Source organism: Thermomonas hydrothermalis, from assembly GCF_900129205.1.
GTDB classification, from domain to species: Bacteria; Pseudomonadota; Gammaproteobacteria; order Xanthomonadales; family Xanthomonadaceae; genus Thermomonas; species Thermomonas hydrothermalis.
Window position 1 is genome coordinate 32,938 of record NZ_FQUK01000004.1, and the last position, 20,039, is coordinate 52,976.

17 protein-coding genes and 2 pseudogenes are annotated in these 20,039 nt (G+C 66.1%); 11 read left to right on the top strand and 8 right to left on the bottom strand.

Annotated elements, in window-relative coordinates:
* Positions 1 to 57: 57 nt before the first annotated feature.
* Positions 58 to 1,083 carry a phosphate ABC transporter substrate-binding protein PstS gene (gene pstS / locus BUA29_RS01765; protein WP_072754977.1) on the bottom strand — a complete coding sequence of 342 codons (1,026 nt, stop codon included), beginning with the start codon at positions 1,081 to 1,083 and terminating at the stop codon, positions 58 to 60.
* 276 nt (positions 1,084 to 1,359) lie between these two features.
* Between pstS and BUA29_RS01770 the strand changes: the two genes are divergently transcribed.
* The gene (locus tag BUA29_RS01770; RefSeq protein WP_072754918.1) at positions 1,360 to 2,565 is read left to right on the top strand and encodes a porin; all 1,206 of its coding nucleotides are present in this window, start codon (positions 1,360 to 1,362) and stop codon (positions 2,563 to 2,565) included.
* A gap of 175 nt (positions 2,566 to 2,740) precedes the next feature.
* Here the strand turns inward: BUA29_RS01770 and nth are convergent, their stop codons facing one another.
* The 3 genes from nth to BUA29_RS01785 form a co-directional block, all read right to left on the bottom strand.
* Positions 2,741 to 3,439, bottom strand: a complete 699-nt coding sequence (gene nth, locus BUA29_RS01775) for an endonuclease III (RefSeq protein ID WP_072754919.1) — start codon at positions 3,437 to 3,439, stop codon at positions 2,741 to 2,743.
* Positions 3,436 to 3,741, bottom strand: a complete 306-nt coding sequence (locus BUA29_RS01780) for a hypothetical protein (RefSeq protein WP_072754920.1) — start codon at positions 3,739 to 3,741, stop codon at positions 3,436 to 3,438. The genes nth and BUA29_RS01780 overlap by 4 nt, the downstream gene beginning before the upstream one ends.
* Before the next feature lie 62 nt (positions 3,742 to 3,803).
* Positions 3,804 to 4,586 carry an enoyl-CoA hydratase/isomerase family protein gene (locus BUA29_RS01785; protein WP_072754921.1) on the bottom strand — a complete coding sequence of 261 codons (783 nt, stop codon included), beginning with the start codon at positions 4,584 to 4,586 and terminating at the stop codon, positions 3,804 to 3,806.
* Positions 4,587 to 4,783: 197 nt separating this feature from the next.
* Here BUA29_RS01785 and BUA29_RS01790 point away from each other — a divergent pair, with 197 nt between their 5' ends.
* The 3 genes and pseudogenes from BUA29_RS01790 to BUA29_RS01805 all read left to right on the top strand — a co-directional run bounded on the left by BUA29_RS01790 (position 4,784) and on the right by BUA29_RS01805 (position 7,274).
* Entirely contained in the window at positions 4,784 to 5,530 is a 747-nt protein-coding gene (locus BUA29_RS01790) for an FKBP-type peptidyl-prolyl cis-trans isomerase N-terminal domain-containing protein (RefSeq protein WP_072754922.1), read from the top strand.
* A gap of 81 nt (positions 5,531 to 5,611) precedes the next feature.
* Positions 5,612 to 6,426 (top strand): annotated as a pseudogene (locus BUA29_RS01800) (CoA pyrophosphatase).
* Positions 6,426 to 7,274: a sulfurtransferase gene (locus tag BUA29_RS01805; RefSeq protein WP_072754925.1), complete on the top strand. Its 849-nt coding sequence runs from the start codon at positions 6,426 to 6,428 to the stop codon at positions 7,272 to 7,274. The pseudogene BUA29_RS01800 and the gene BUA29_RS01805 overlap by 1 nt, the downstream one beginning before the upstream one ends.
* Positions 7,275 to 7,288: 14 nt before the next feature.
* Here BUA29_RS01805 and BUA29_RS01810 read toward each other — a convergent pair whose 3' ends face one another.
* The 3 genes and pseudogenes from BUA29_RS01810 to uvrA all read right to left on the bottom strand — a co-directional run.
* Positions 7,289 to 8,047, bottom strand: coding sequence for an enoyl-CoA hydratase/isomerase family protein (locus BUA29_RS01810; protein ID WP_072754926.1), 759 nt, complete (start codon positions 8,045 to 8,047; stop codon positions 7,289 to 7,291).
* Between the two features lie 26 nt (positions 8,048 to 8,073).
* Positions 8,074 to 8,484, bottom strand: a complete 411-nt coding sequence (locus tag BUA29_RS01815) for an acyl-CoA thioesterase (RefSeq protein WP_072754927.1) — start codon at positions 8,482 to 8,484, stop codon at positions 8,074 to 8,076.
* A pseudogene (gene uvrA, locus BUA29_RS01820) lies at positions 8,484 to 11,372 on the bottom strand (excinuclease ABC subunit UvrA); the annotation flags it as partial. The gene BUA29_RS01815 and the pseudogene uvrA, both read right to left, overlap by 1 nt.
* Positions 11,373 to 11,646: 274 nt before the next feature.
* On the opposite strand from uvrA, the gene rplU reads away from it, so the two are divergent.
* From rplU to obgE, 3 genes are all read left to right on the top strand, one after another.
* The gene (gene rplU, locus BUA29_RS01825; RefSeq protein WP_072754928.1) at positions 11,647 to 11,955 is read left to right on the top strand and encodes a 50S ribosomal protein L21; all 309 of its coding nucleotides are present in this window, start codon (positions 11,647 to 11,649) and stop codon (positions 11,953 to 11,955) included.
* Between the two features lie 24 nt (positions 11,956 to 11,979).
* Positions 11,980 to 12,240, top strand: a complete 261-nt coding sequence (gene rpmA, locus BUA29_RS01830) for a 50S ribosomal protein L27 (protein WP_072754929.1) — start codon at positions 11,980 to 11,982, stop codon at positions 12,238 to 12,240.
* Positions 12,241 to 12,350: 110 nt separating this feature from the next.
* The gene (obgE, locus tag BUA29_RS01835) at positions 12,351 to 13,412 is read left to right on the top strand and encodes a GTPase ObgE (protein ID WP_072754930.1); all 1,062 of its coding nucleotides are present in this window, start codon (positions 12,351 to 12,353) and stop codon (positions 13,410 to 13,412) included.
* Between the two features lie 103 nt (positions 13,413 to 13,515).
* Here obgE and rpsT read toward each other — a convergent pair whose 3' ends face one another.
* On the bottom strand, positions 13,516 to 13,788 hold the full coding sequence (gene rpsT / locus BUA29_RS01840; RefSeq protein ID WP_072754931.1) for a 30S ribosomal protein S20: 273 nt from the start codon (positions 13,786 to 13,788) through the stop codon (positions 13,516 to 13,518).
* A 266-nt stretch (positions 13,789 to 14,054) separates the two neighbouring features.
* On the opposite strand from rpsT, the gene murJ reads away from it, so the two are divergent.
* From murJ to lspA, 4 genes are all read left to right on the top strand, one after another.
* Entirely contained in the window at positions 14,055 to 15,644 is a 1,590-nt protein-coding gene (gene murJ, locus BUA29_RS01845; protein WP_084602296.1) for a murein biosynthesis integral membrane protein MurJ, read from the top strand.
* A gap of 66 nt (positions 15,645 to 15,710) precedes the next feature.
* Complete coding sequence (locus tag BUA29_RS01850; protein ID WP_072754933.1) at positions 15,711 to 16,682, top strand: bifunctional riboflavin kinase/FAD synthetase; 972 nt, start codon at positions 15,711 to 15,713, stop codon at positions 16,680 to 16,682.
* A gap of 59 nt (positions 16,683 to 16,741) precedes the next feature.
* Positions 16,742 to 19,528 (top strand): isoleucine--tRNA ligase, encoded by a 2,787-nt coding sequence (gene ileS, locus BUA29_RS01855; RefSeq protein ID WP_218587145.1) that lies wholly within the window; start codon positions 16,742 to 16,744, stop codon positions 19,526 to 19,528.
* On the top strand, positions 19,528 to 20,037 hold the full coding sequence (lspA, locus tag BUA29_RS01860; protein ID WP_072754935.1) for a signal peptidase II: 510 nt from the start codon (positions 19,528 to 19,530) through the stop codon (positions 20,035 to 20,037). The genes ileS and lspA overlap by 1 nt, the downstream gene beginning before the upstream one ends.
* Positions 20,038 to 20,039: the final 2 nt, after the last annotated feature.

Genomic DNA, 20,039 nt, shown 5'->3' on the forward strand with positions numbered 1-20,039 from the left:
AAAACGAACGAGGCGGGCGCAGGCCCGCCTCGGTGTCGTGCATGGCAAAGCGATCGGTTACTTGCGGGCGCCGATGTTCTGCGCCCAGTAGGCTTCGACCTGCTTGACCAGGCTGTCCGGCAGGGGCACATAGTCCAGCGCCGCCGCCTGCGGCTGGCCCTTTTCCAGTGCCCACTTGAAGAACTTCAGCGCCTCCTGGCTGCGGGCGGCGTCCTTGGGCTTCTTGTACATCAAGATGAAGACGGTGGCCGCGATCGGCCAGGCCTGGGCACCGGGGGCATTGGTCATCACCAGGTGGAAGTCCTTGGTGGCACCCCAGTTGGCCGAGGCGGCTGCCGCCTGGAAGCTGTCGTCGCTGGGCTTGACGAAGTTGCCTGCGGCATTCTTCATCAGGGCATAGCTCAGCTTGTTCTGCAGGGCGTAGGCGTACTCGACATAACCGATGCCGCCGCGGATCTGGCGGGTATAGGCGGACACGCCTTCATTGCCCTTGCCGCCCACGCCGGCCGGCCAGGCCACCGAGGTGCCTTCGCCGACTTTCTGCTTCCACTCCGGGCTGACCTTGGACAGGTAGTTGGTGAAGTTGAAGGTGGTGCCGGAGCCATCGGAGCGGTGCACCACGGTGATCTTCAGCGCCGGCAACTTCAGGCCCGGATTGAGCGCGGCGATGCGCGCGTCATTCCACATGGTGATCTTGCCCAAATAGATATCGGCCAGCAGCGGGCCGTCCAGCTTCATGGCGCCGGGGGCGACGCCCGGCACGTTGACCACCGGCACGATGCCGCCGATCACCAGCGGGAACTGGGCCAGGCCGGCCTTGGCCAGCTCGTCCGGCGGCAGCGGCTTGTCGCTGGCGCCAAAATCCACCGTGCCCGCCTTGATCTGGGCGATGCCGCCGCCGGAGCCGATCGACTGGTAGTTGACCTTGGTGCCGGTAGCCGCGCTGTAGTCAGCCGACCACTTGGACAGAATCGGATAGACGAAGGTGGAACCGGCGCCGGTGATATCGGCCGCTGCAGCGGTCGCAGCAAAGCTGGAGGCGATGGCCAGCACGGCGATACGGGACTTAAGCGTCTTGAGCACGGGAAACTCCTGATCAGGGTTGGGGGTGGTGGCCGAGCCACACGCCGACATTGGAGATCGGCAGCGTGACAAGCATGCGGCGGCAATGTGACGCGCAGGTGACAGTCGCCCCGGCACTGGCAGTGGGCTGGGGTGCCGCGTGAAAAAAACGTGAGCCCGACATAAACCTGCAATGAACTTGGGTTCCAATGTGTGTCGGCATGGCATCGGCCGGTCGCCGGTCCATGTGCGCACACTCGACATTCGCCGCTTCAACTGACCATTACGGAGTTTTCCATGCGTCCCACTCATCTGGCCGCCGCCCTCGCCGTGGCCATTGCTGGCACCAGCTTCAACGCCCTGGCGCAGAGCGCGCCGACCGCTCAGGACATTGCCGAACTCAAGGCCCAGATCGCCGCCTTGCAGGCGAAGGTTGAAAGCCTGGAGGCGCAAGCGGATGCCCAGTCCGACGTCAACATCACCCAGGCCAAGGCGATCGAGGAGGCCGAGGCCACCAAGGGCAAGGTCGACAAGCTGGCCAAGCTGGTCAACGACACCAAGATCAGCGGCCGGATGTACTACGACCTGACCCACATCGATGACAAAAACCACGGCGTGAAGACCGACAAGTCCGGGTTTGCCTTCGACATCAAACGCTTCTATCTGGGTGTGGACCACACGTTCAACGACCAGTGGTCGATGAACCTGACCACCGACTTCCAGTATTCCTCGGCGATCTCATCCACCGAGATCTACCTGAAGAAAGCCTATGTGCAGTACACGCTCAGCGACGCCTTCATGCTGCGCGCTGGTGCCTCTGATCTGCCGTGGGTACCGTTTGCCGAGAGCTACTACGGCATGCGCTATGTCGAAAACACCCTGATTGACCGCCTGAAGTTCGGCACCTCGGCCGACTGGGGGCTGCATGCCAGCGGCAAGCTGGCCGGGGGGAATGTGGAATACGCAGTGGCCGCGCTTAATGGCAATGGCTACAAGAATCCCAGCCGTAGCAAGGGGCTGGACTTTGAAGGCCGGCTGAGCGTGGCGCCGATGGCCAATACCGTGCTGGCGGTGGGCTTCTACAACGGCACGCTGGGCAAGGAGAAGCAGACGGTCAATGCCTTGCACACGGCGGAACGGTTCGATGTCATGGCAGCCTACATGGCGGGCACGACCCGTCTGGGCGTGGAATATTTCCAGGCCAAGAACTGGAACAACGTGCTGACCGTGGCCAGCGACAAGGCCAGCGGCTGGTCGGTGTGGGGCAGCGTCGGCCTGAACAGCGATGGCGTCACCCTGTTTGGCCGTTACGATCGAACCGATCTCAGCAAGACGCTCGACCCGACCCTGCGTGACACCTATTACAACGTCGGTGTCGAGTTCCCGATCACCAAGGGCGTCAAGCTGGCCACCGTGTACAAGCACACCGACCAGAAGAACGCCTTGCGGACCAAGGACCTCAAGACCGACGAGTTTGGTATGTGGGGCGAGTTCCGCTTCTAACGCGCTGGGCTGAATCCAAGCTGGCGAAACCCATCGCGTGTGCGATGGGGTCGCGGGGTGACCTGCGTTCACGAACCACAAGCATCTGGTTCGCGAGGCATCTTGGAATAGTTGTCACGTCGGCGGCGGGCTTCGGCCCGCCGCTGTCTGTTTGGGCGGCCAGGGCTGGCGATGGTCAGGCCGCTCGAGTCTGTTCCCCAGGGTGGTTCTTCTCCGGCCAGCGACACAGGTCGCGGATCGGGCAGTGCTGGCAGTCGGGCTTGCGGGCCTTGCAGATGTAGCGGCCGTGCAGGATCAGCCAGTGATGGGCGTCGCGTTTGAAGTCCTCCGGCACCACCCGCATCAGGGTGTCTTCCACCGCACGGACGGTTTTGCCTGGCGCAAGACCGGTGCGGTTGGCGACCCGGAAGATATGGGTGTCCACCGCAATAGTCGGCTCACCGAAGGCGGTGTTGAGCACCACGTTGGCGGTCTTGCGGCCAACGCCGGGCAGTGCTTCCAGTGCCTCGCGGGTGCGCGGCACCTCGCCGCCATGGCGTTCCAGTAGCTGCCGGCACAGGGCGATGAGGTTGGCCGCTTTGGCGTTGTAGAGGCCGATCGTGTTGATGTAGCGCTTCAGGCCGTCCTCGCCCAGGGCCAGGATGGCGGCGGGCGTATTGGCCACCGGAAACAGTTTGCGGGTGGCCTTGTTGACGCCGACGTCGGTGGCCTGCGCGGACAACACCACCGCCACCAGCAGCTCGAAGGGCGTGGTGTACTCGAGCTCAGTGGTGGGGTGCGGGTTGGCGGCACGCAGGCGCCGGAACAGATCGGTGATCTCGCCAACGGTCAGCCGGCTGCCCGGAGGGGGCCGGGGCTTGCGTGCCTGCGTCATGGCCGGCGTGCCCGTGCCTTGGCCAGCGCCCGTGCCAGCGCAGCCGCCGCTGCCGGCGGCAGCGACGACGGCGTGTCAGCTGCCGGTGGTGGGCGTCGTGCGGCTTCGCGCGCCATCATGCGTTGCGCCACACGGGCGTTGCGTTGGCGATGTCGGTCGCGGGCCGCCAGCGCGCGCAGGCGGGCGGAGCGGGCATCGAGCAGGTGCTGCTGGCAGTCGGGTGGACATGCCGGGCACGGGGTTGCCTCCAGCAGCCCCAGCGCAAGGGCCTGGTCGAGATCATCCACGGCCAGTGCCGCCATGATCGCGTGGGCGCGCGCGCCTGCGTCTGCGCAGCAGCCGCAGGGGCAGCAAGCGGGTGTGCTCATCGGCCGGTGAAGGTGGGTTTGCGCTTTTCCAGGAATGCTCGGGTGCCCTCGCGCATGTCCTCGGTGGCAAAGATCAGCCCGAACTGCGCCGATTCGTATTCCAGCCCTTCTTCCAGGCTGCACTCGCCGCCGACATTGACGCAGTCCAGCAGCCCGCGCAGGGCCAGTGGCGCAGCGGCGGCGAGTTGCTTGGCCAGCGTCATCGTCTCGGTCTCAAGGTCGGCGGCCGGCACCACGCGGTTGACGATGCCCAGTTGCAATGCGCGCTCGGCGCTGATGGGCGCGCCGGTCAGGCATAGCTCCAGGGTGGCGGCCCGCCCACACAGGCGTAGCAGGCGCTGGCTGCCGCCAAAGCCGGGGATCAGGCCGAGGTTGATTTCCGGCTGGCCGACCTTGGCGCTGTCGGCGGCGATCCGCAGATGGCAGCTCATCGCCAGTTCCAGACCGCCACCCAGGGCAAAGCCGTTGATCATGGCGATGACCGGCTTGGGGAGTTTTTCGATCCGCCGCATCATCCGGCTGCCCCGCAGGGAAAAATCACGGCCCTGCACCGGGGTCAGGGTGTGCATTTCCGCGATGTCGGCACCCGCCACGAAGGCCTTGGGGCCGGCCCCGGTGAGTACCACGACGCGCACCTCGGGGTCGCGTGCGGCCTCTGCAAAAGCCGCATCCAGCGCGTCGATCACCTCACGGTTGAGAGCATTGAGCTTGTCGGGGCGATTGATCCGCAGGGTGCGCACACCCGCGGCGGTTTCGGTCAGCAGCAAGGGCTCGGTCATTGGGACTATCCGAAAAGGAGGAGGAACTTTGGCCGCGGCAGGCGGTCACACTGCCAGACCGCAAGTGGCGGTCGTGTCGTGTGGCCAGTATCCTAGCGCGTCACGCCGGAGCGGTTGACCGGCAGGACATTCCTCCCGGCCTGTGCCGGGTTCCCCAGGGCCGCCATCCGGCGGTTCAACGACAAACGAGGTTGTGGATGAAGTTGCGTGTGATTGCTGCCAGCCTGGCGGCCCTGACCCTGACCGCCGGGGTTGCCTCGGCACAGACCAAGCCGGCCCCTGCGCCGACCCCAGCCAAACCGGCGGCTGCCACGGCGGCCAAGCCCGCAAGTCCTGCGGCACCGGCCGTGGACAAGTTCCACGCCAGTTATGCCTTCGGCTGGCAGTTGGGGCAGGAGCTGGCCAATACCGGTGAGCCCATTGATATCGCCACCGTGGTCCGAGGCGTGCAGGACGCCTTCGCTGGCAAGCAGCCGGCCTATACCGAGCAGCAACTGAGCGCGGCTTACGCCGGGTTCCAGCAGCGCATGCAGCAGAAGGCTGAAGAGGCGTTCCGCAAGGCGCTGGCCGACAACCAGGCGCAGTCGGCCGACTTCATCGGCAAGTACAAGGCGCAGCAAGGGGTGGTGACCCTGCCCAGCGGCATCATGTACCGCGTGGCCAAGGCCGGAACCGGCCCCAAGCCGACTGCCAACAGTGAAGTGCAGATCGCCTTCCGCAGCTTCCTGGCGGCCGTTGGCATGCCGCTCAGCGGAGTGCAGACGCCGCCGCCGTTCAAGGTGGGCGATGCGCCGATCCCGGCGCTGAAGGAAACCCTGCCGCTGATGAACCAGGGCACGGTGTATGAGGTGGTGATCCCGCCGGGCAAGATGGGCGGCGCCCAGAACACGCAGTTCGATCAGCAGGCGATTGCCCTGCAGGTTGAGCTGGGGGTTGTGAAGTAAGCCATCACGCCATTGCCGTGGCAGTGTCGAAACGCCGGCCGTGTGCCGGCGTTTCGCGTTCTGGGATGTACCATTTTCAGCATGGCCCCAGCATCTCCCCCCATCTCCAGTCCCTGCATCCGCGTCTGCCGGCTCGATGCCGAGGGGCTGTGTGTCGGCTGTCATCGCAGCCGCGAGGAAATCGCGGCATGGATGCGCTGGAGTGAAGCCCAGCGGCGTCTGTTCATGGAGACAGTACTGCGCGCCCGGGCCACACAGCGGGCGGGGCGATGAATCCGGTGTTGGCCGCCAGGCTGCAACGGGCGGTGGAGCCGCTGACGCGGCCGCCGGAACGGCCGCCGTGGAACCTGGACGCGCTGCAAGGCCTGCCGCTGCCACCGACATTGCGGCCGGCGGCCGTGCTGGTGGGTGTGGTCGCGCACGCACAACCGGCCGTGTTGCTGACCCGGCGTGCCGCCCATTTGCGTGATCACCCGGGGCAGGTCGGCTTTCCAGGGGGACGCATCGAGGGGCAGGATGCCTCGCCAGTGGCGGCGGCCCTGCGCGAGGCGCAGGAGGAAATCGGGTTGGAGCAGACGCTGGTGCAGCCGCTGGGTTATCTGGATCCGCTGGTCACGGTCACCGGATTTCAGGTGCAGCCGGTGCTGGCGCTGGTGGCGCCTGGATATCAGCCCCGACTGCAACGATCGGAAGTGGCGGAGGTGTTCGAGGTGCCACTGTCGCTGCTGCTGGATCCCGCCCGCGTGCAGACCGTCTCGGTCGAGTTCGGCGGTCGCAGCCACCAGGTGTTTCAATACGACTATGCGCCGCAGCGGATCTGGGGCGCGACCGCGGCGATCCTGGTCAACCTGCGGCAACGGCTGCTTACCGCGCAATCAGAGCAAAGGAGTGAGTGATGGCAGGCTGGACGACTTTGGTGCAACCCGACGTGCTGGCAATGGCGCTGCAGCGGCCGGACGTGGTGATCGTGGATTGCCGTTTCAGTCTTGCCGACCCGCTTGCCGGTGAGCAGGCATGGCGCAAGTCGCACCTGCCTGGTGCGGTGTATGCCCATCTGGAGCGGGATCTGTCGAACATGGCCCGACACGGGGAGGGGCGGCATCCGTGGCCAGACGAGCACGCCTTTCTGGCACGTCTGCAGCAGTGGGGGATCAGTCCTTCCACCCAGGTGGTGGCCTACGACGATGGTGACGGTGCGATCGCCGCCCGATTGTGGTTTCTGCTGCGCGTGCTTGGGCACGAGAAGGTGGCGGTGCTGGACGGTGGCCTGAAGCGTTGGATCGCACTTGGGTTGCCGGCTTCGAGTGTGCCGCCGCGGCCGGTGCCGGCGCACTATGCCGGGCATTTCGACCGTAGCCGGCTGCTGGACGCGACGGCGGTGGAGGCGCATCTGGCCAATGGCGGGATCTTGATCGATGCACGGGCGCCGGAGCGCTTCCGTGGCGAACAGGAGCCGCTGGATCGGGTGGCCGGGCACGTGCCGGGCGCGATCAACCGCTACTACATGAACAACCTTCAGGAGACAGGTCAGTTCAAGTCGCCGATGCAACTGGCGGCCGAGTTCCGGGCCCTGCTGGGCGACCGTGATCCAACCCAGGTGGTGTCGATGTGCGGCTCTGGTGTCACCGCCTGTCACACCCTGCTGGCGATGGAGCGGGCCGGGCTGCGCGGCGGCAAGCTGTTTACAGCCTCTTGGAGTGGCTGGATCACCGATCCGGCACGGCCTGTTGCGACCGGCCCGTAGGGCCGCGGTATCGCTTATTTGCCGATCCGCGCCAGCATGGCGCGCAGCGCGGCCTGGGTGTCTGGGTGCCGCCATTGCGCGACGAACCGCTCCAGGTCGATGCGTTCCGGAGCCAGCGCGGCCACCACGTCGCGGCGGGCGATGGCGCGGGTTTCGCGCATCGGCATGGACGGCAGATCCAACAGTGCCTGCAGCCAGGCATGGGCGCGGGCGTTGACTTCGTCGATATCGGTGAGTTCGTCCACCAGCCCGATCCGGAGCGCCTCGTCGGCCTCCGGCATTGCGCCGGCCACCAGCAGCCGTTCGGCGCGATGCGGCCCGACCACCCGCACCAGCAAGGCCTGGATACCTTCCGGGGCGACCAGCCCGACCTGGGTCTCATTCAACCCGATCCGGAACGGCCCGTTGGCCATGATCCGGTAGTCGCAGCACAGGGCCAGCACACAGCCGCCAGCCGGCGCATGGCCGGCCATGGCCGCTACCACGGGAACCGGGCTTGCGGCGAGGGCGCGGGCGGCACGGAAGAACGCCGACCAGGCCTGCAGCAGGGCCTCCTGGTCGTCGCCCAGCGAGAGCAGGTAGGGCACATCCAGTCCGGCGGAAAACACCTTGGTGCCGCCAGCCAGGACGATGCCGCCGGCCCCTTCCGCCACGGCCTGTTCGACTGCATCGGCCAGTGCCAGACACAGCGCCGGATTGAGCGCATTGACCGGGGGGCGGGCCATCTGCAACTGCCAGATCGGGCCGGTACGGGTGATGTCGATCAGGGACATGGGGCGTGCCTCGGATTGGGGGCTGATCATGCGATGCGCAGTTGGTTGACGGCCTGGCGGACGCCTTCCGGCAGTGGAGTGGCGCGGCCGCTGTGGCGGTCGATCCAGACCAGGACCACTTCGCCGTCACAGTGTAGGGTGCCATCGGCAGCGACGATGCGGTGGCCGATCGTCACGCTGCTGGTGCCGACGCGGGTCACGGCAAGTTCAACGAAGATCGAAGCCGGATATTCGATCGGGGCCTTGAAGTTGAGCATGGCCGAGGCCACCACCGGGCCCAGCGAGGGCGTCACCCAGGGTGTGTCGAGGGTCTGCATCCACTCGATGCGCGCCTGTTCGAGAAAGGTCAGATAGCGCGCATTGTTGACGTGGTTGTAGGCATCCAGGTCACTCCAACGCAGCGGGATGGCGACACGGAACGGCGCAGTGGTGGTCATGGTGCAGTCTTCAACGTGTGGGGAGCGGCAGAGCTTGCCCGATCACGTTCGAGCAATGGCGCAAGAAAGCGGCCGGTGTGCGATGCCGGGTGTACGGCAATGTCCTCGGGGGTGCCAGTGGCAACGATGGTGCCGCCGCGATGGCCGCCCTCGGGCCCGAGATCGACGATCCAGTCGGCGGTCTTGATCACGTCCAGATTGTGCTCGATCACCACCACGGTGTTGCCATCGTCGCGTAGACGGTGCAGCACCCCCAGCAGTGCCTCGATATCGTGGAAGTGCAGGCCGGTGGTGGGCTCATCGAGGATGTACAGGGTGCGGCCGGTGTCACGGCGCGACAGTTCTTTCGACAGCTTGACCCGTTGTGCTTCGCCGCCGGACAGCGTGGTGGCGCTCTGGCCGAGCTTGATATAGCTCAGACCGACGTCCATCAGCGTCTCCAGTTTGCGGGCGATGGCGGGCACCGGCTGGAACAGCTCCAGCGCCTCTTCCACGGTCATTTCCAGCACATCGTGGATGTTGTAGCCCTTGTAGCGAATCTCCAGGGTTTCCCGGTTGTAGCGCTTGCCCTGGCAGACGTCGCAAGGTACGTACACATCGGGCAGGAAGTGCATCTCCACCTTGATCAGGCCGTCGCCCTGGCAGGCCTCGCAGCGGCCGCCGCGCACGTTGAAGCTGAAGCGTCCCGGCGAATAGCCGCGCGCACGTGCTTCCGGCACCTGCGCGAACAGCTCGCGCAGCGGCGTGAACAGCCCGGTGTAGGTGGCTGGGTTGCTGCGCGGGGTGCGGCCGATCGGCGACTGGTCGATGTCCACCACCTTGTCGAAATGGTCCAGCCCGTGGATGGCCCGATACGGCGCTGGTGTATGCGCGGCACCGTTGATTTCGTTGGCCGCCAGTGCGTAGAGGGTGTCGTTGATCAGGGTGGACTTGCCGGAGCCGGAGACGCCGGTGATACAGGTCATCAGGCCGACCGGAATCTCCAGATCGACGTTTTTCAGGTTGTTGCCGCAGGCGCCGAGCAGACGCAGCATGCACTTGCGGTTGGGCGCGTGGCGCCGAGTGGGCAGTTCGATCCGGCGCTGGCCGGACAGGTATTGCCCGGTCAGCGAGCGCGGTTCGGCCATCACCTCCGCCAGCGTGCCGGATGCCACCACCTCGCCGCCATGGCTGCCGGCACCGGGGCCGATATCGACGATATGGTCGGCCAGACGGATCGCGTCTTCGTCGTGCTCGACCACGATCACGGTATTGCCCAGATCGCGCAGCCGGGTGAGGGTGCCCAGCAAACGGGCATTGTCGCGCTGGTGCAGGCCGATCGAAGGCTCATCGAGCACGTACATCACGCCGACCAGGCCGGCACCGATCTGGCTGGCCAGACGGATGCGCTGGGCTTCGCCACCGGAGAGGGTGTCGGCCTTGCGATCCAGGCTCAGGTAATCCAGCCCGACATCGACCAGAAAACCGAGCCGCGCACGGATTTCCTTGACGATCTTGGCGGCGATTTCACCGCGCCAGCCGGGCAGGCGAAGCGAATCGAAGAAGGCCAGGCAGGTGTCGATCGGCATGATCGCGATTTCGTGCAGCGCGCGGTCGGCGACGAACACGTTGCGGGCCTGCCGGTTCAGACGGGCGCCGCCGCAGTCGGGGCAGGTGCGTTCGCTGATGTAGCGTGCGAGTTCCTCGCGGACCGCGGCGCTTTCGGTCTCGCGATAGCGGCGCTCGAGATTGGGCAGGATGCCCTCGAACGGATGCCGGCTTTGCACCTTGCGGCCATGTTCGCCGACATAACGCATCGCGATCGCTTCTTCGCCGCTGCCGTAGAGAATGATCTGGCGGATCCGTTCCGGCAGCTTCTGCCAGGGCGTATCGACGTCGAATCCGTAATGCCGCGCCAGCGAGTCGATCATCGCGAAGTAGTAGGTGTTGCGCCGATCCCAGCCGCGCATCGCGCCGGCGGCCAGCGACAGCTCGGGATGGGCCACGACTTTGGCAGGGTCGAAGAACTGGGCCACGCCCAGGCCGTCGCAGCTCGGGCAGGCGCCGATCGGCGAGTTGAACGAAAACAGCCGCGGCTCCAGTTCCGGCAGCGAGTAGTCGCAGACCGGACAGGCATAGCGTGACGAGAACAGCAGCGGGGCGCGCTCGGGCTGATCCATCGATTGCACGATCGCCATGCCATCGCCCAGCTTGAGCGCCGTCTCGAACGACTCGGCCAGGCGCTGGCGCAGATCGGCGCGCGGCCGGAAGCGGTCGATCACCGCCTCGATGGTGTGCTTGACCCGCAGCGCCAGCGGTGGCACCGCGTCGATCTCGTACAGCACGCCATCCACCCGCACCCGCACGTACCCTTGTGCCCGCAGCTGATCGAACACCTGCAGATGCTCGCCTTTGCGCTCCCGCACCACCGGCGCCAGCAGCATCCAGCGCTGCTCGGCGAGCGTCGGGTCGGCCTCCATCGCCAGCACCTGGTCAACCATCTGGCTGACGGTCTGCGCCTCCAGCGGATAGCCGTGGTCGGGGCAGCGCGGGGTGCCGACGCGTGCATACAGCAGGCGCAGGTAGTCATGGATTTCGGTGATGGTGCCGACCGTCGAACGCGGGTTGTGGCTGGTCGATTTCTGCTCGATGGAAATCGCCGGCGACAGCCCTTCGATATGGTCGAGATCGGGCTTGTCCATCACACTCAGGAACTGGCGGGCATAGGCCGACAGCGATTCCACGTAGCGGCGCTGGCCTTCGGCATAGATCGTGTCGAAGGCCAGTGACGACTTGCCGGAGCCAGACAGCCCGGTGATCACGATCAGCCGGTCGCGCGGCAGATCGAGGTCGATATTCTTGAGGTTGTGCGTCCGTGCACCGCGAATGCGGATGTAGTCCAGGGCCATCGCCAAGTCCTGCGGGGGTGGGGGAGTGGCCGGGCGGCCAATCAGCAAGCCTAGCGAGCTGCCGCGGGCCGGGCAAATCGGTGGGTTCGCTCAGTAGGTGCTGTCAGACGCCATCGGGGCGGCGTGTGCATCTGGGGCAGGCGCCGCGGGGGTACACCTGGTTGCCTTGCGCTACCGTAATCGCCTAGAATTGCCGGTCTGCCCCAGGGCGGGCCAGCTCGGTTGGGCCGGGCTGCGCTTTAGAATAACGACAGAACCGAAAGAGAACACCCCAATGTACGCAATCGTGGTCACCGGCGGTAAGCAATACCGCGTGATGCAGGGCGAAACGCTCCGCGTCGAGAAGCTCGAAGCCGAAGCCGGCAGCGAGATCAAGCTGGATAACGTCCTGATGCTGGGCGATGCCGACGGCATCAAGCTCGGGGATGCGGTCAAGGGCGCCACCGTCACCGCCAAGGTGATCGGGCATGGCCGAGCCGACAAGATCCGCATCGTCAAGTTCCGTCGTCGCAAGCACCATCGCAAGCAGATGGGGCACCGGCAGCACTACACCGAAATCCAGATCACCGGCATCAGCGCCTGATCGTCAGCCTGGAGGAATTGAACAATGGCACACAAAAAGGCAGGCGGCAGTACCCGCAACGGCCGCGATTCCAACCCCAAGTACCTCGGCGTCAAGCTGTTCGGCGGTCAGGCCGTGCAGGCCGGCAACATCATCGTCCGTCAGCGCGGCACCCAGTTCCATCCGGGCCCGGGTGTCGGCCTGGGGCGTGATCACACCCTGTTCGCGCTGGTCGATGGCACCGTCGAGTTTTCCGTCAAGGGCCCGAAGAAGCGTCGCACCGTCAGCGTGATCGCTGCGGCCTGATTTCAGGCACCCCCTTGTGTGGATACGAAGAGCCCCGCTTCGGCGGGGTTTTTCGTTGACCACCGCGCGACGGATGGAACTTTGCCCCCCTCACCCGGCACAATCAGCCCATGAAACTGGTCGATGAAGCAGAAATTACCGTAATTGCCGGCAACGGCGGCAACGGCTGCATCAGTTTCCGGCGCGAAAAGTTCATCCCGCTGGGCGGGCCGGACGGCGGCGACGGTGGTGATGGTGGCGATGTCTGGCTGCAGGCCGACGAGAATCTCAACACCCTGGTGGACTTCCGTCACCAGACCAAGTTCAAGGCCCAGCGTGGTGAGAACGGCATGGGCCGGCAGATGTACGGCAAGGCCGGGGAAGACCTGGTCATTACCGTGCCGGTGGGCACGGTGGTGCACAACGTCGAAACCGACGAGATCATTGGCGATCTGACCGAGCATGGCCAGCGCCTGCTGGTGGCCAAAGGTGGCCGCGGCGGGCTTGGCAACATGCATTTCAAAAGCTCGGTCAACCGCGCGCCGCGCAAGGCCACGCCTGGTGGCGAGGGTGAGACCCGGGTGTTGCGGCTGGAGCTGAAGCTGCTGGCCGACGTGGGGTTGCTGGGCTTCCCCAATGCCGGCAAGTCCACCTTCATTCGTGCCGTATCGGCGGCAACGCCGAAAGTGGCTGATTACCCGTTCACCACGCTGTATCCCAATCTCGGTGTGGTCAGCGTCGAGCCGGGCCGCAGCTTCGTCATCGCCGATATTCCCGGTCTGATCGAGGGGGCGGCGGAAGGGGCCGGGCTGGGTAGTCTGTTCCTGCGGCATATCCAGCGCACCAGGCTGCTGCTGCATCTGGTGGACATCTCGCCGATGGATCCGCTGAACGGCGCGCAGGGCCTGCCGTCACCGGTGCAGCAGGTGCGTGCCATCGAGCGCGAGCTGGGCAGGTTCGATCCGGCCCTGCTGGAGAAGCCGCGCTGGCTGGTCCTGAACAAGGCCGATCTGCTGTTGGAGGAGGACGCGCGCGCAGCCGCCGAAGCCATCGTGGCCGAGCTGGGCTGGACAGCGCCGTGGTTTCTGGTGTCGGCGATCGGTCGCCAGGGCACCTGGCCGATCATGCTGGAGGTGCAGGCGTTTTTCGATCACCTGCGCGAACAGGCACGGGACGCGGCCGAAGGTGCCTGATGGTGGGGCGTTTCGGTTCGGCGCTGGCGTGGTCTGTCTTGAATCCGGGCACGCAAAAAACCCCGCCTGTGCGGGGTTTTTTGTGGCGAACGACCGTGATGCCTCAGGCAGCGGTCTGCAGCGCCTTGATGCGGGCGGTCAGGCGGGTCTTATGACGGGCGGCCTTGTTCTTGTGGATCAGGCCGCGCGCAGCGAAGCGGTCCAGCAGCGGCTCGGCGATGGCGTAGGCCGCACGGGCGGCGGCGACATCGTTGGCATCGAGGGCTTTGATGACCTTCTTGATGGCGGTGCGCATCTGCGAGCGCTGGGCCACGTTACGGGCATTGCGCACGAGGGTCTGCTTGGCGCGCTTTTTGGCGGACTTGATGTTAGCCACGGGGACAATCCTGGAAAGTCTTGGGGTTTTGGCGGCAGGGTTGGCGGCTGGCACAATGTGCGGCCACCAACAGCTTCGGAAAGACCGCCGATTATGGGCGATACGATGGATAGGGTCAAGCAGCGCCACACCCGGAAACCAACATGCCGGGCCGGTACCTGGCGGCGCTGGGGGTGGCGCGTGACGTCGTTGGCCGCAGGGCAGGGTGTCGGGATGGGTATGTGCGCAGAGGGGCAGGCATGAGCGCGGCGGGACGGCCGCGCAGCATGGCGCGCGGGGTATTGTCGTTCGGCGGCATGACCCTGATCAGCCGGGTGTTCGGGCTGATTCGTGACCAGGTGTTCAATGCCACCTTTGGCGCCACCTGGATGACCGACGCGTTCTGGGTGGCATTCCGGATCCCCAACTTCATGCGCCGGTTGTTTGCGGAAGGGTCGTTCTCGACTGCGTTCGTGCCGGTGTTCACTGAGATCAAGGAAACCCGGCCGCACCAGGATCTCAAGGCGCTGGTGGCGCGCGCCGCCGGTACCCTGGGTGGGGTGCTGCTGGTGGTGACTGCGTTGGGCATGCTGTTTGCGCCCCAGTTGGCGGCGGCATTCACCCAGGCCGATCCCGCCCCCGGCCAGCAGGTGCTGATTGCCAGCCTGCTGCGGCTGACCTTTCCCTTTCTGTTGTGTGTTTCGCTGACCGCGCTGGCGGCGGGCGCCCTCAACAGCTATCAGCGGTTTGGGCTGCCGGCCTTTGCCCCGATCATCCTCAACCTGTGCATGATTGCCGGGGCGCTGTGGGGATCGCGCCTGACCGATCCACCGATCCTGGCGATGGGGTGGGCGATCCTGGTCGCCGGCGTCCTGCAACTGTTGTTCCTGCTGCCGGCGCTGGCCAAGCTGGATCTGCTGGCGCTGCCGCGCTGGGGCTGGCGGCATCCGGATGTGCGTAAGGTGGTGCGGTTGATGGTGCCGACCCTGCTGGGTTCGTCGGTGGCCCAGGTCAACTTGTTGTTTGACACCTTCATCGCGGCGATGCTGGTGCATGGCTCGCAGAGCTGGTTGTCCACGGCCGACCGCTTTCTGGAATTCCCGCTGGGGGTGTTCGGGATTGCCTTGGGCACGGTGATCCTGCCGACGCTATCGCGGCATCACGTCAATACCGATCGCGCCGGCTTCTCGAAATCCCTGGACTGGGGCCTGCGCACCACGCTGGTGATCATCCTGCCGGCGATGCTGGGGTTGATGCTGCTGGCCTTGCCGCTGGTGTCCACCATTTTCCAGTACGGCCGGTTCACGGCCGAAGCGGCGCGGATGACCGCGTTGTCGGTGTTTGGCCTCAGCTTCGGGCTGCCGGCCTTTGCCCTGGTCAAGACCGTGCTGCCGGCGTTCTATGCGCGCCAGGACACGCGCACGCCGGTGCGCGCCGGGCTGGTGGCGATGCTGGCCAACATGGTCTTCAACGTGGCGCTGCTGGCCTTGATGTATCTGCTGTGGGTGCCCGAGGCCGCCAAGACGGGCGGGGTGATGGCCACGCTGGCGCGGGTGCCCGGGTTGCATTTTGCGTTGGGAATCGCCTCGGCGATGTCGAGCTACCTCAATCTGGCTCTGCTGTGGCGTTGGCTGCGCCGCGCCGACGTGTTCGATCCGCAGCCAGGCTGGGGCCGGTTCCTGTTGCGTCTGCTGCTGGCCAATGCGGTGATGGCGCTGGCTCTGCTGGCGGGGCTGCAGGTGGCGCCGGACTTCACCGTGGTGGATAAGTGGCAGCGCCTGGGGTGGCTGGTCACCCTGGTGGTGGGGGGCGCGTCGGTGTACGTGCTGGCGATGCTGGCGCTGGGGTTCAGGCTGCGCGATTTCCGCGAGCATTGACTCAGGCGACGGCAGGCCGCAAGCGCAGGCGTGGTTCGTCCCGCATCGCTATACTGGCGATCTGTCATGCGCTTTTTCCTCTTCCGCGATGCCAGCCCCGCCGAGGGGCACGGGCGGGCACTTTGCCCGCAGGGCAGCGTGGTCTGCATCGGCGCCTTCGATGGCCTGCATCTGGGTCATCGTGCGCTGGTGGGCCGCGCGGTCGAGCGTGCGCGTGCGCTGGGCGTGGCCGCGGTGGCGCTTGGTTTCGAGCCGCTGCCGCGCGAGTTTTTTGCAGCCGCCGCGCCGCCGCCGCGGCTGATGTTGCCGCGTGCCCGGATCGAAGCCTTGCGGGCGCTGGGCTGCGATGGGGTCGGGCTGCTGCGGTTCAATGCCGCCTTGGCGGCCATGGACGCCGAGACGTTCGTGCGAACCGTGCTGGTCGAGCGGCTGCGCGCCCGTGAAGTCTGGGTCGGGCCGGGATTCCGGTTTGGCCGGGGGCGTGCCGGTGATCTGGCCCTGTTGCAGATCCTGGGGCAGGCGTTGGGGTTTTCCGCCCAGGCGATTGCGCCAGTGCTGGTCGATGACGTGCCGGTGTCCAGTACGCGCATCCGTGCTGCGCTGGCCGAAGGGGCTTTCGCGCAGGCGGCACGCCTGCTGGGGCGGCCCTATGCCATCGGCGGACGGGTCGTGCGTGGCCAGCAGCTGGGGCGTACGCTCGGGTTTCCGACCGCCAATCTGCGTTATGGCGGCAAAACCCCGCCGCTGCGTGGCATCTACGCGACCTGGGTGCACGGCGTGGGGCCGGCGCCCTGGCCGTCGGTCTCCAGTTTCGGTACCCGGCCCACGGTACAGGGCGTGGAGCCGCTGCTGGAGGCGCACCTGTTCGATTTCGAGGGTGACCTGTATGGGCGCCGCATCGAGGTCGAGTTCGTCGCCCACTTGCGCGACGAGACCACCTTCCCCGACCTGCCGGCGCTGACGGCGCAGATGCAACGCGACGCTCGGCAGGCTCGCACCCTCCTTCTCCAATCCGAACCACGGCGAGCCCGCGCGTGAGCGACCAGAACGAACATCCCTACAAAACCACCATCCTGTTGCCGGAAACCCGCTTCCCGATGCGTGGCGATCTTCCCAAGCGTGAGCCGGAGACGCTGGCGCGCTGGGAGGCGGAAGGCCTGTATGCGCAGATCCGCGCCGCCTCCAAGGGGCGTCCGCGCTTTGTCCTGCACGATGGTCCGCCGTATGCCAACGGCGCCATTCATCTGGGGCATGCGGTCAACAAGATCCTCAAGGACATCATCGTCAAATCCAAGACGCTGGCCGGCTTCGACGCACCTTACGTGCCGGGCTGGGACTGCCATGGTTTGCCGATCGAGATTGCGGTCGAGAAAAAATGGGGCAAGGTCGGGGTGAAGCTGGATGCGGCGGCGTTCCGCCAGAAATGCCGCGAGTACGCCAGCGAACAGATCGAGCTGCAACGGCGCGACTTCAAGCGGCTGGGCGTGCTGGGCGACTGGGACAACCCCTACCGCACGATGGATTTCAGGTTCGAGGCTGATGAGATCCGCGCGCTGGCCCGGGTGGTGGAAAACGGTCACCTGCTGCGCGGGGTCAAGCCGGTCTACTGGTGTTTCGACTGCGGCAGCGCTCTGGCCGAGGCCGAGATCGAATACCAGGACAAAGTCTCGCCGGCGATCGACGTGGCATATCCGGCCCGCGATCCGCAGGCCGTGGTTCGGGCGTTCGGGGTGTCCCTCGCCGAGGGCGTGGAAGTGGCCGTGCCGATCTGGACCACCACGCCCTGGACCCTGCCGGCGTCGCTGGCGGTGTCGCTGGGGCCGACGCTGGACTACGTGTTGGTCGAAGGCCCGGCCAGGGTCGACGGCACGCGGCGCTGGCTGATTCTGGCCGAAGCACTGGCGGAGCAGGCGCTCCGGCGCTACGGCGTGTCCACGCTGACCATCCACGGGCGTGCGCCCGGTGCCGCCCTGGAGGGTCTGCGGTTCGGGCATCCGTTCTACCCATGGCGTGACATCCCGGTGTTGCTGGGTGACCACGTCAGTGCCGAAGACGGCACTGGCGCAGTGCATACCGCCCCGGGCCACGGCCAGGAGGACTTTGCCGTGGCCCAGCGTTACGGGCTGGTCGGGAACGTCTTGATGGCCGAGCTCAATCCGGTCGATGGTCGCGGTGTGTATCTGCCATCGACGCCACCCGCCGGTGACGTGGACCTTACCCAGCTACATGTCTGGAAGGCCAACGACGCCATCGTCGACGTGTTGCGTGGCAACGATGCGCTGCTGGCGCATGCCGCGATTACTCACAGCTATCCGCATTGCTGGCGGCACAAGACCCCGATCGCCTTCCGCGCCACGCCGCAGTGGTTTATTTCGATGGAGCAGGCGCACCTGCGACGCGACGCGCTGGAGGCGATCAAGACGGTCAAGTGGTACCCGGAGTGGGGGCAGGCGCGCATCGCTGGCATGGTCGAGGGGCGCCCGGACTGGACGATCTCGCGGCAGCGTACCTGGGGCGTGCCGATCGCCCTGTTCGTGCATCGCGAGACTGGCGACATCCACCCGCGCAGCGTCGAGCTGATGCGCCAGGTCGCCGACCGGGTGGAGCAGGCAGGCATCGATGCCTGGTACAGCCTGGATCCCGCCGAACTGCTCGGCGCGGAGGCGGATCAGTACGAAAAAGTCACCGATATCCTGGATGTCTGGTTCGATTCCGGGGTGACCCACGAATGCGTGCTGGCCACGCGCGGGTTGGGCAAGCCGGCCGATCTGTATCTGGAGGGCTCCGACCAGCATCGTGGCTGGTTCCAGTCGTCCCTGCTCACCGGCGTGGCGATCGACAAGGCGGCGCCTTACCGGCAGTGCCTGACCCACGGGTTCACGGTGGACGAGCATGGCCGCAAGATGTCCAAGTCGCTGGGCAATGGCATCGAGCCGCAGGACATTCTCAAGACCCTGGGGGCCGACATCCTGCGCCTGTGGATCGCCGCGACCGACTACAGCAACGAGATGTCGCTGTCGCAGGAAATCCTCAAACGCACCGCCGACGCCTACCGGCGCATCCGGAATACCGCGCGTTTCCTGCTCGGCAATCTGCACGGCTTCGATCCAGCCCGCGATCTGCGCCCGCTGGATCAGATGGTGGCGCTGGACCGCTGGATCGTGCATCGCGCCTGGCAAGTGCAGCAGCAGATCGTGCGCGCGTATGCCGACTATGACTTTGCCGACGTCGTTCAGACGCTGATGAACTTCTGCAGTGTCGATCTCGGTGCGCTGTATCTGGACGTCACCAAGGATCGGCTTTATACCCTGCGCGAAGACGCGCCGGCACGGCGCAGTACGCAGACGGCGATGTTCCACATTGCCGAGGCGTTCGTGCGCTGGGTTGCGCCCATCCTGAGCTTCACCGCCGACGAAATCTGGGGCCATCTGCCGGGTGAGCGTGCCGGCAATGTGTTGCTGACGACCTGGTATGAGGGGCTGGCGCCATTGCCGGAGGATGCCCCGCTGTCGGCACAGCGCATGCAGGCCTTGCTGGAGCTGCGCGAACAGGTTGCCAAGGTGCTGGAGCCGATGCGGGCCGCCGGCCAGATCGGGGCGGCCCTGGAGGCCGAGATCGACCTGCACTGTGGCGTAAGCGAGTTCGCCTGGCTGGCACCGCTGGAGGAGGAGCTGCGTTTCCTGTTCATCAGTGGCGATGTGCATCTGCACGAGGATGCGCAGCGTGCCGGCATCCAGGTCGCGGCCCGGCCGACTACGCTGCCCAAGTGCGTGCGCTGCTGGCACCACCGCGCCGACGTCGGTAGCCATGCCGCCCATCCGCTGCTGTGCGGCCGCTGCGTCGACAACGTGGACGGCCACGGCGAAATCAGGCGGTGGTTCTGATGGCACCCGTCAGGTCCAATGCGCTGCCGTGGCTGGCGCTGTCGGCACTGGTGCTGGCGGCGGATCAGGCGTCCAAGGCGTGGGTGCTGCGCAGCCTGCCGGAATACACCCCGGTGCCGGTGATCGAGGGGTTCTGGAACTGGTACCGCACCTACAACACCGGGGCCGCGTTCAGCCTGCTGGCCGATGCCGGTGGCTGGCAGAAATGGCTGTTTGCCGGCCTGGCGCTGACGATCAGTGCGCTGATGACATGGATGCTGGCCCGCACCCGTCGCAACGATTACCGGCAGGCGCTGCCGTTGGCGCTGATCATCGGCGGGGCGCTGGGCAATGTCATCGACCGGTTCGTGCACGGGCACGTGGTTGATTTCATCCAGTGGCATCTGGGTCAGCACTACTGGCCGGCGTTCAACGTGGCCGATAGCGCGGTGGTGGCCGGTGCCGTCGGCCTCGCGCTGTTCGGGTTGCTGGGCAAGCCGGGGTCTGAATCCGGCCACGCCCGTGACTGACT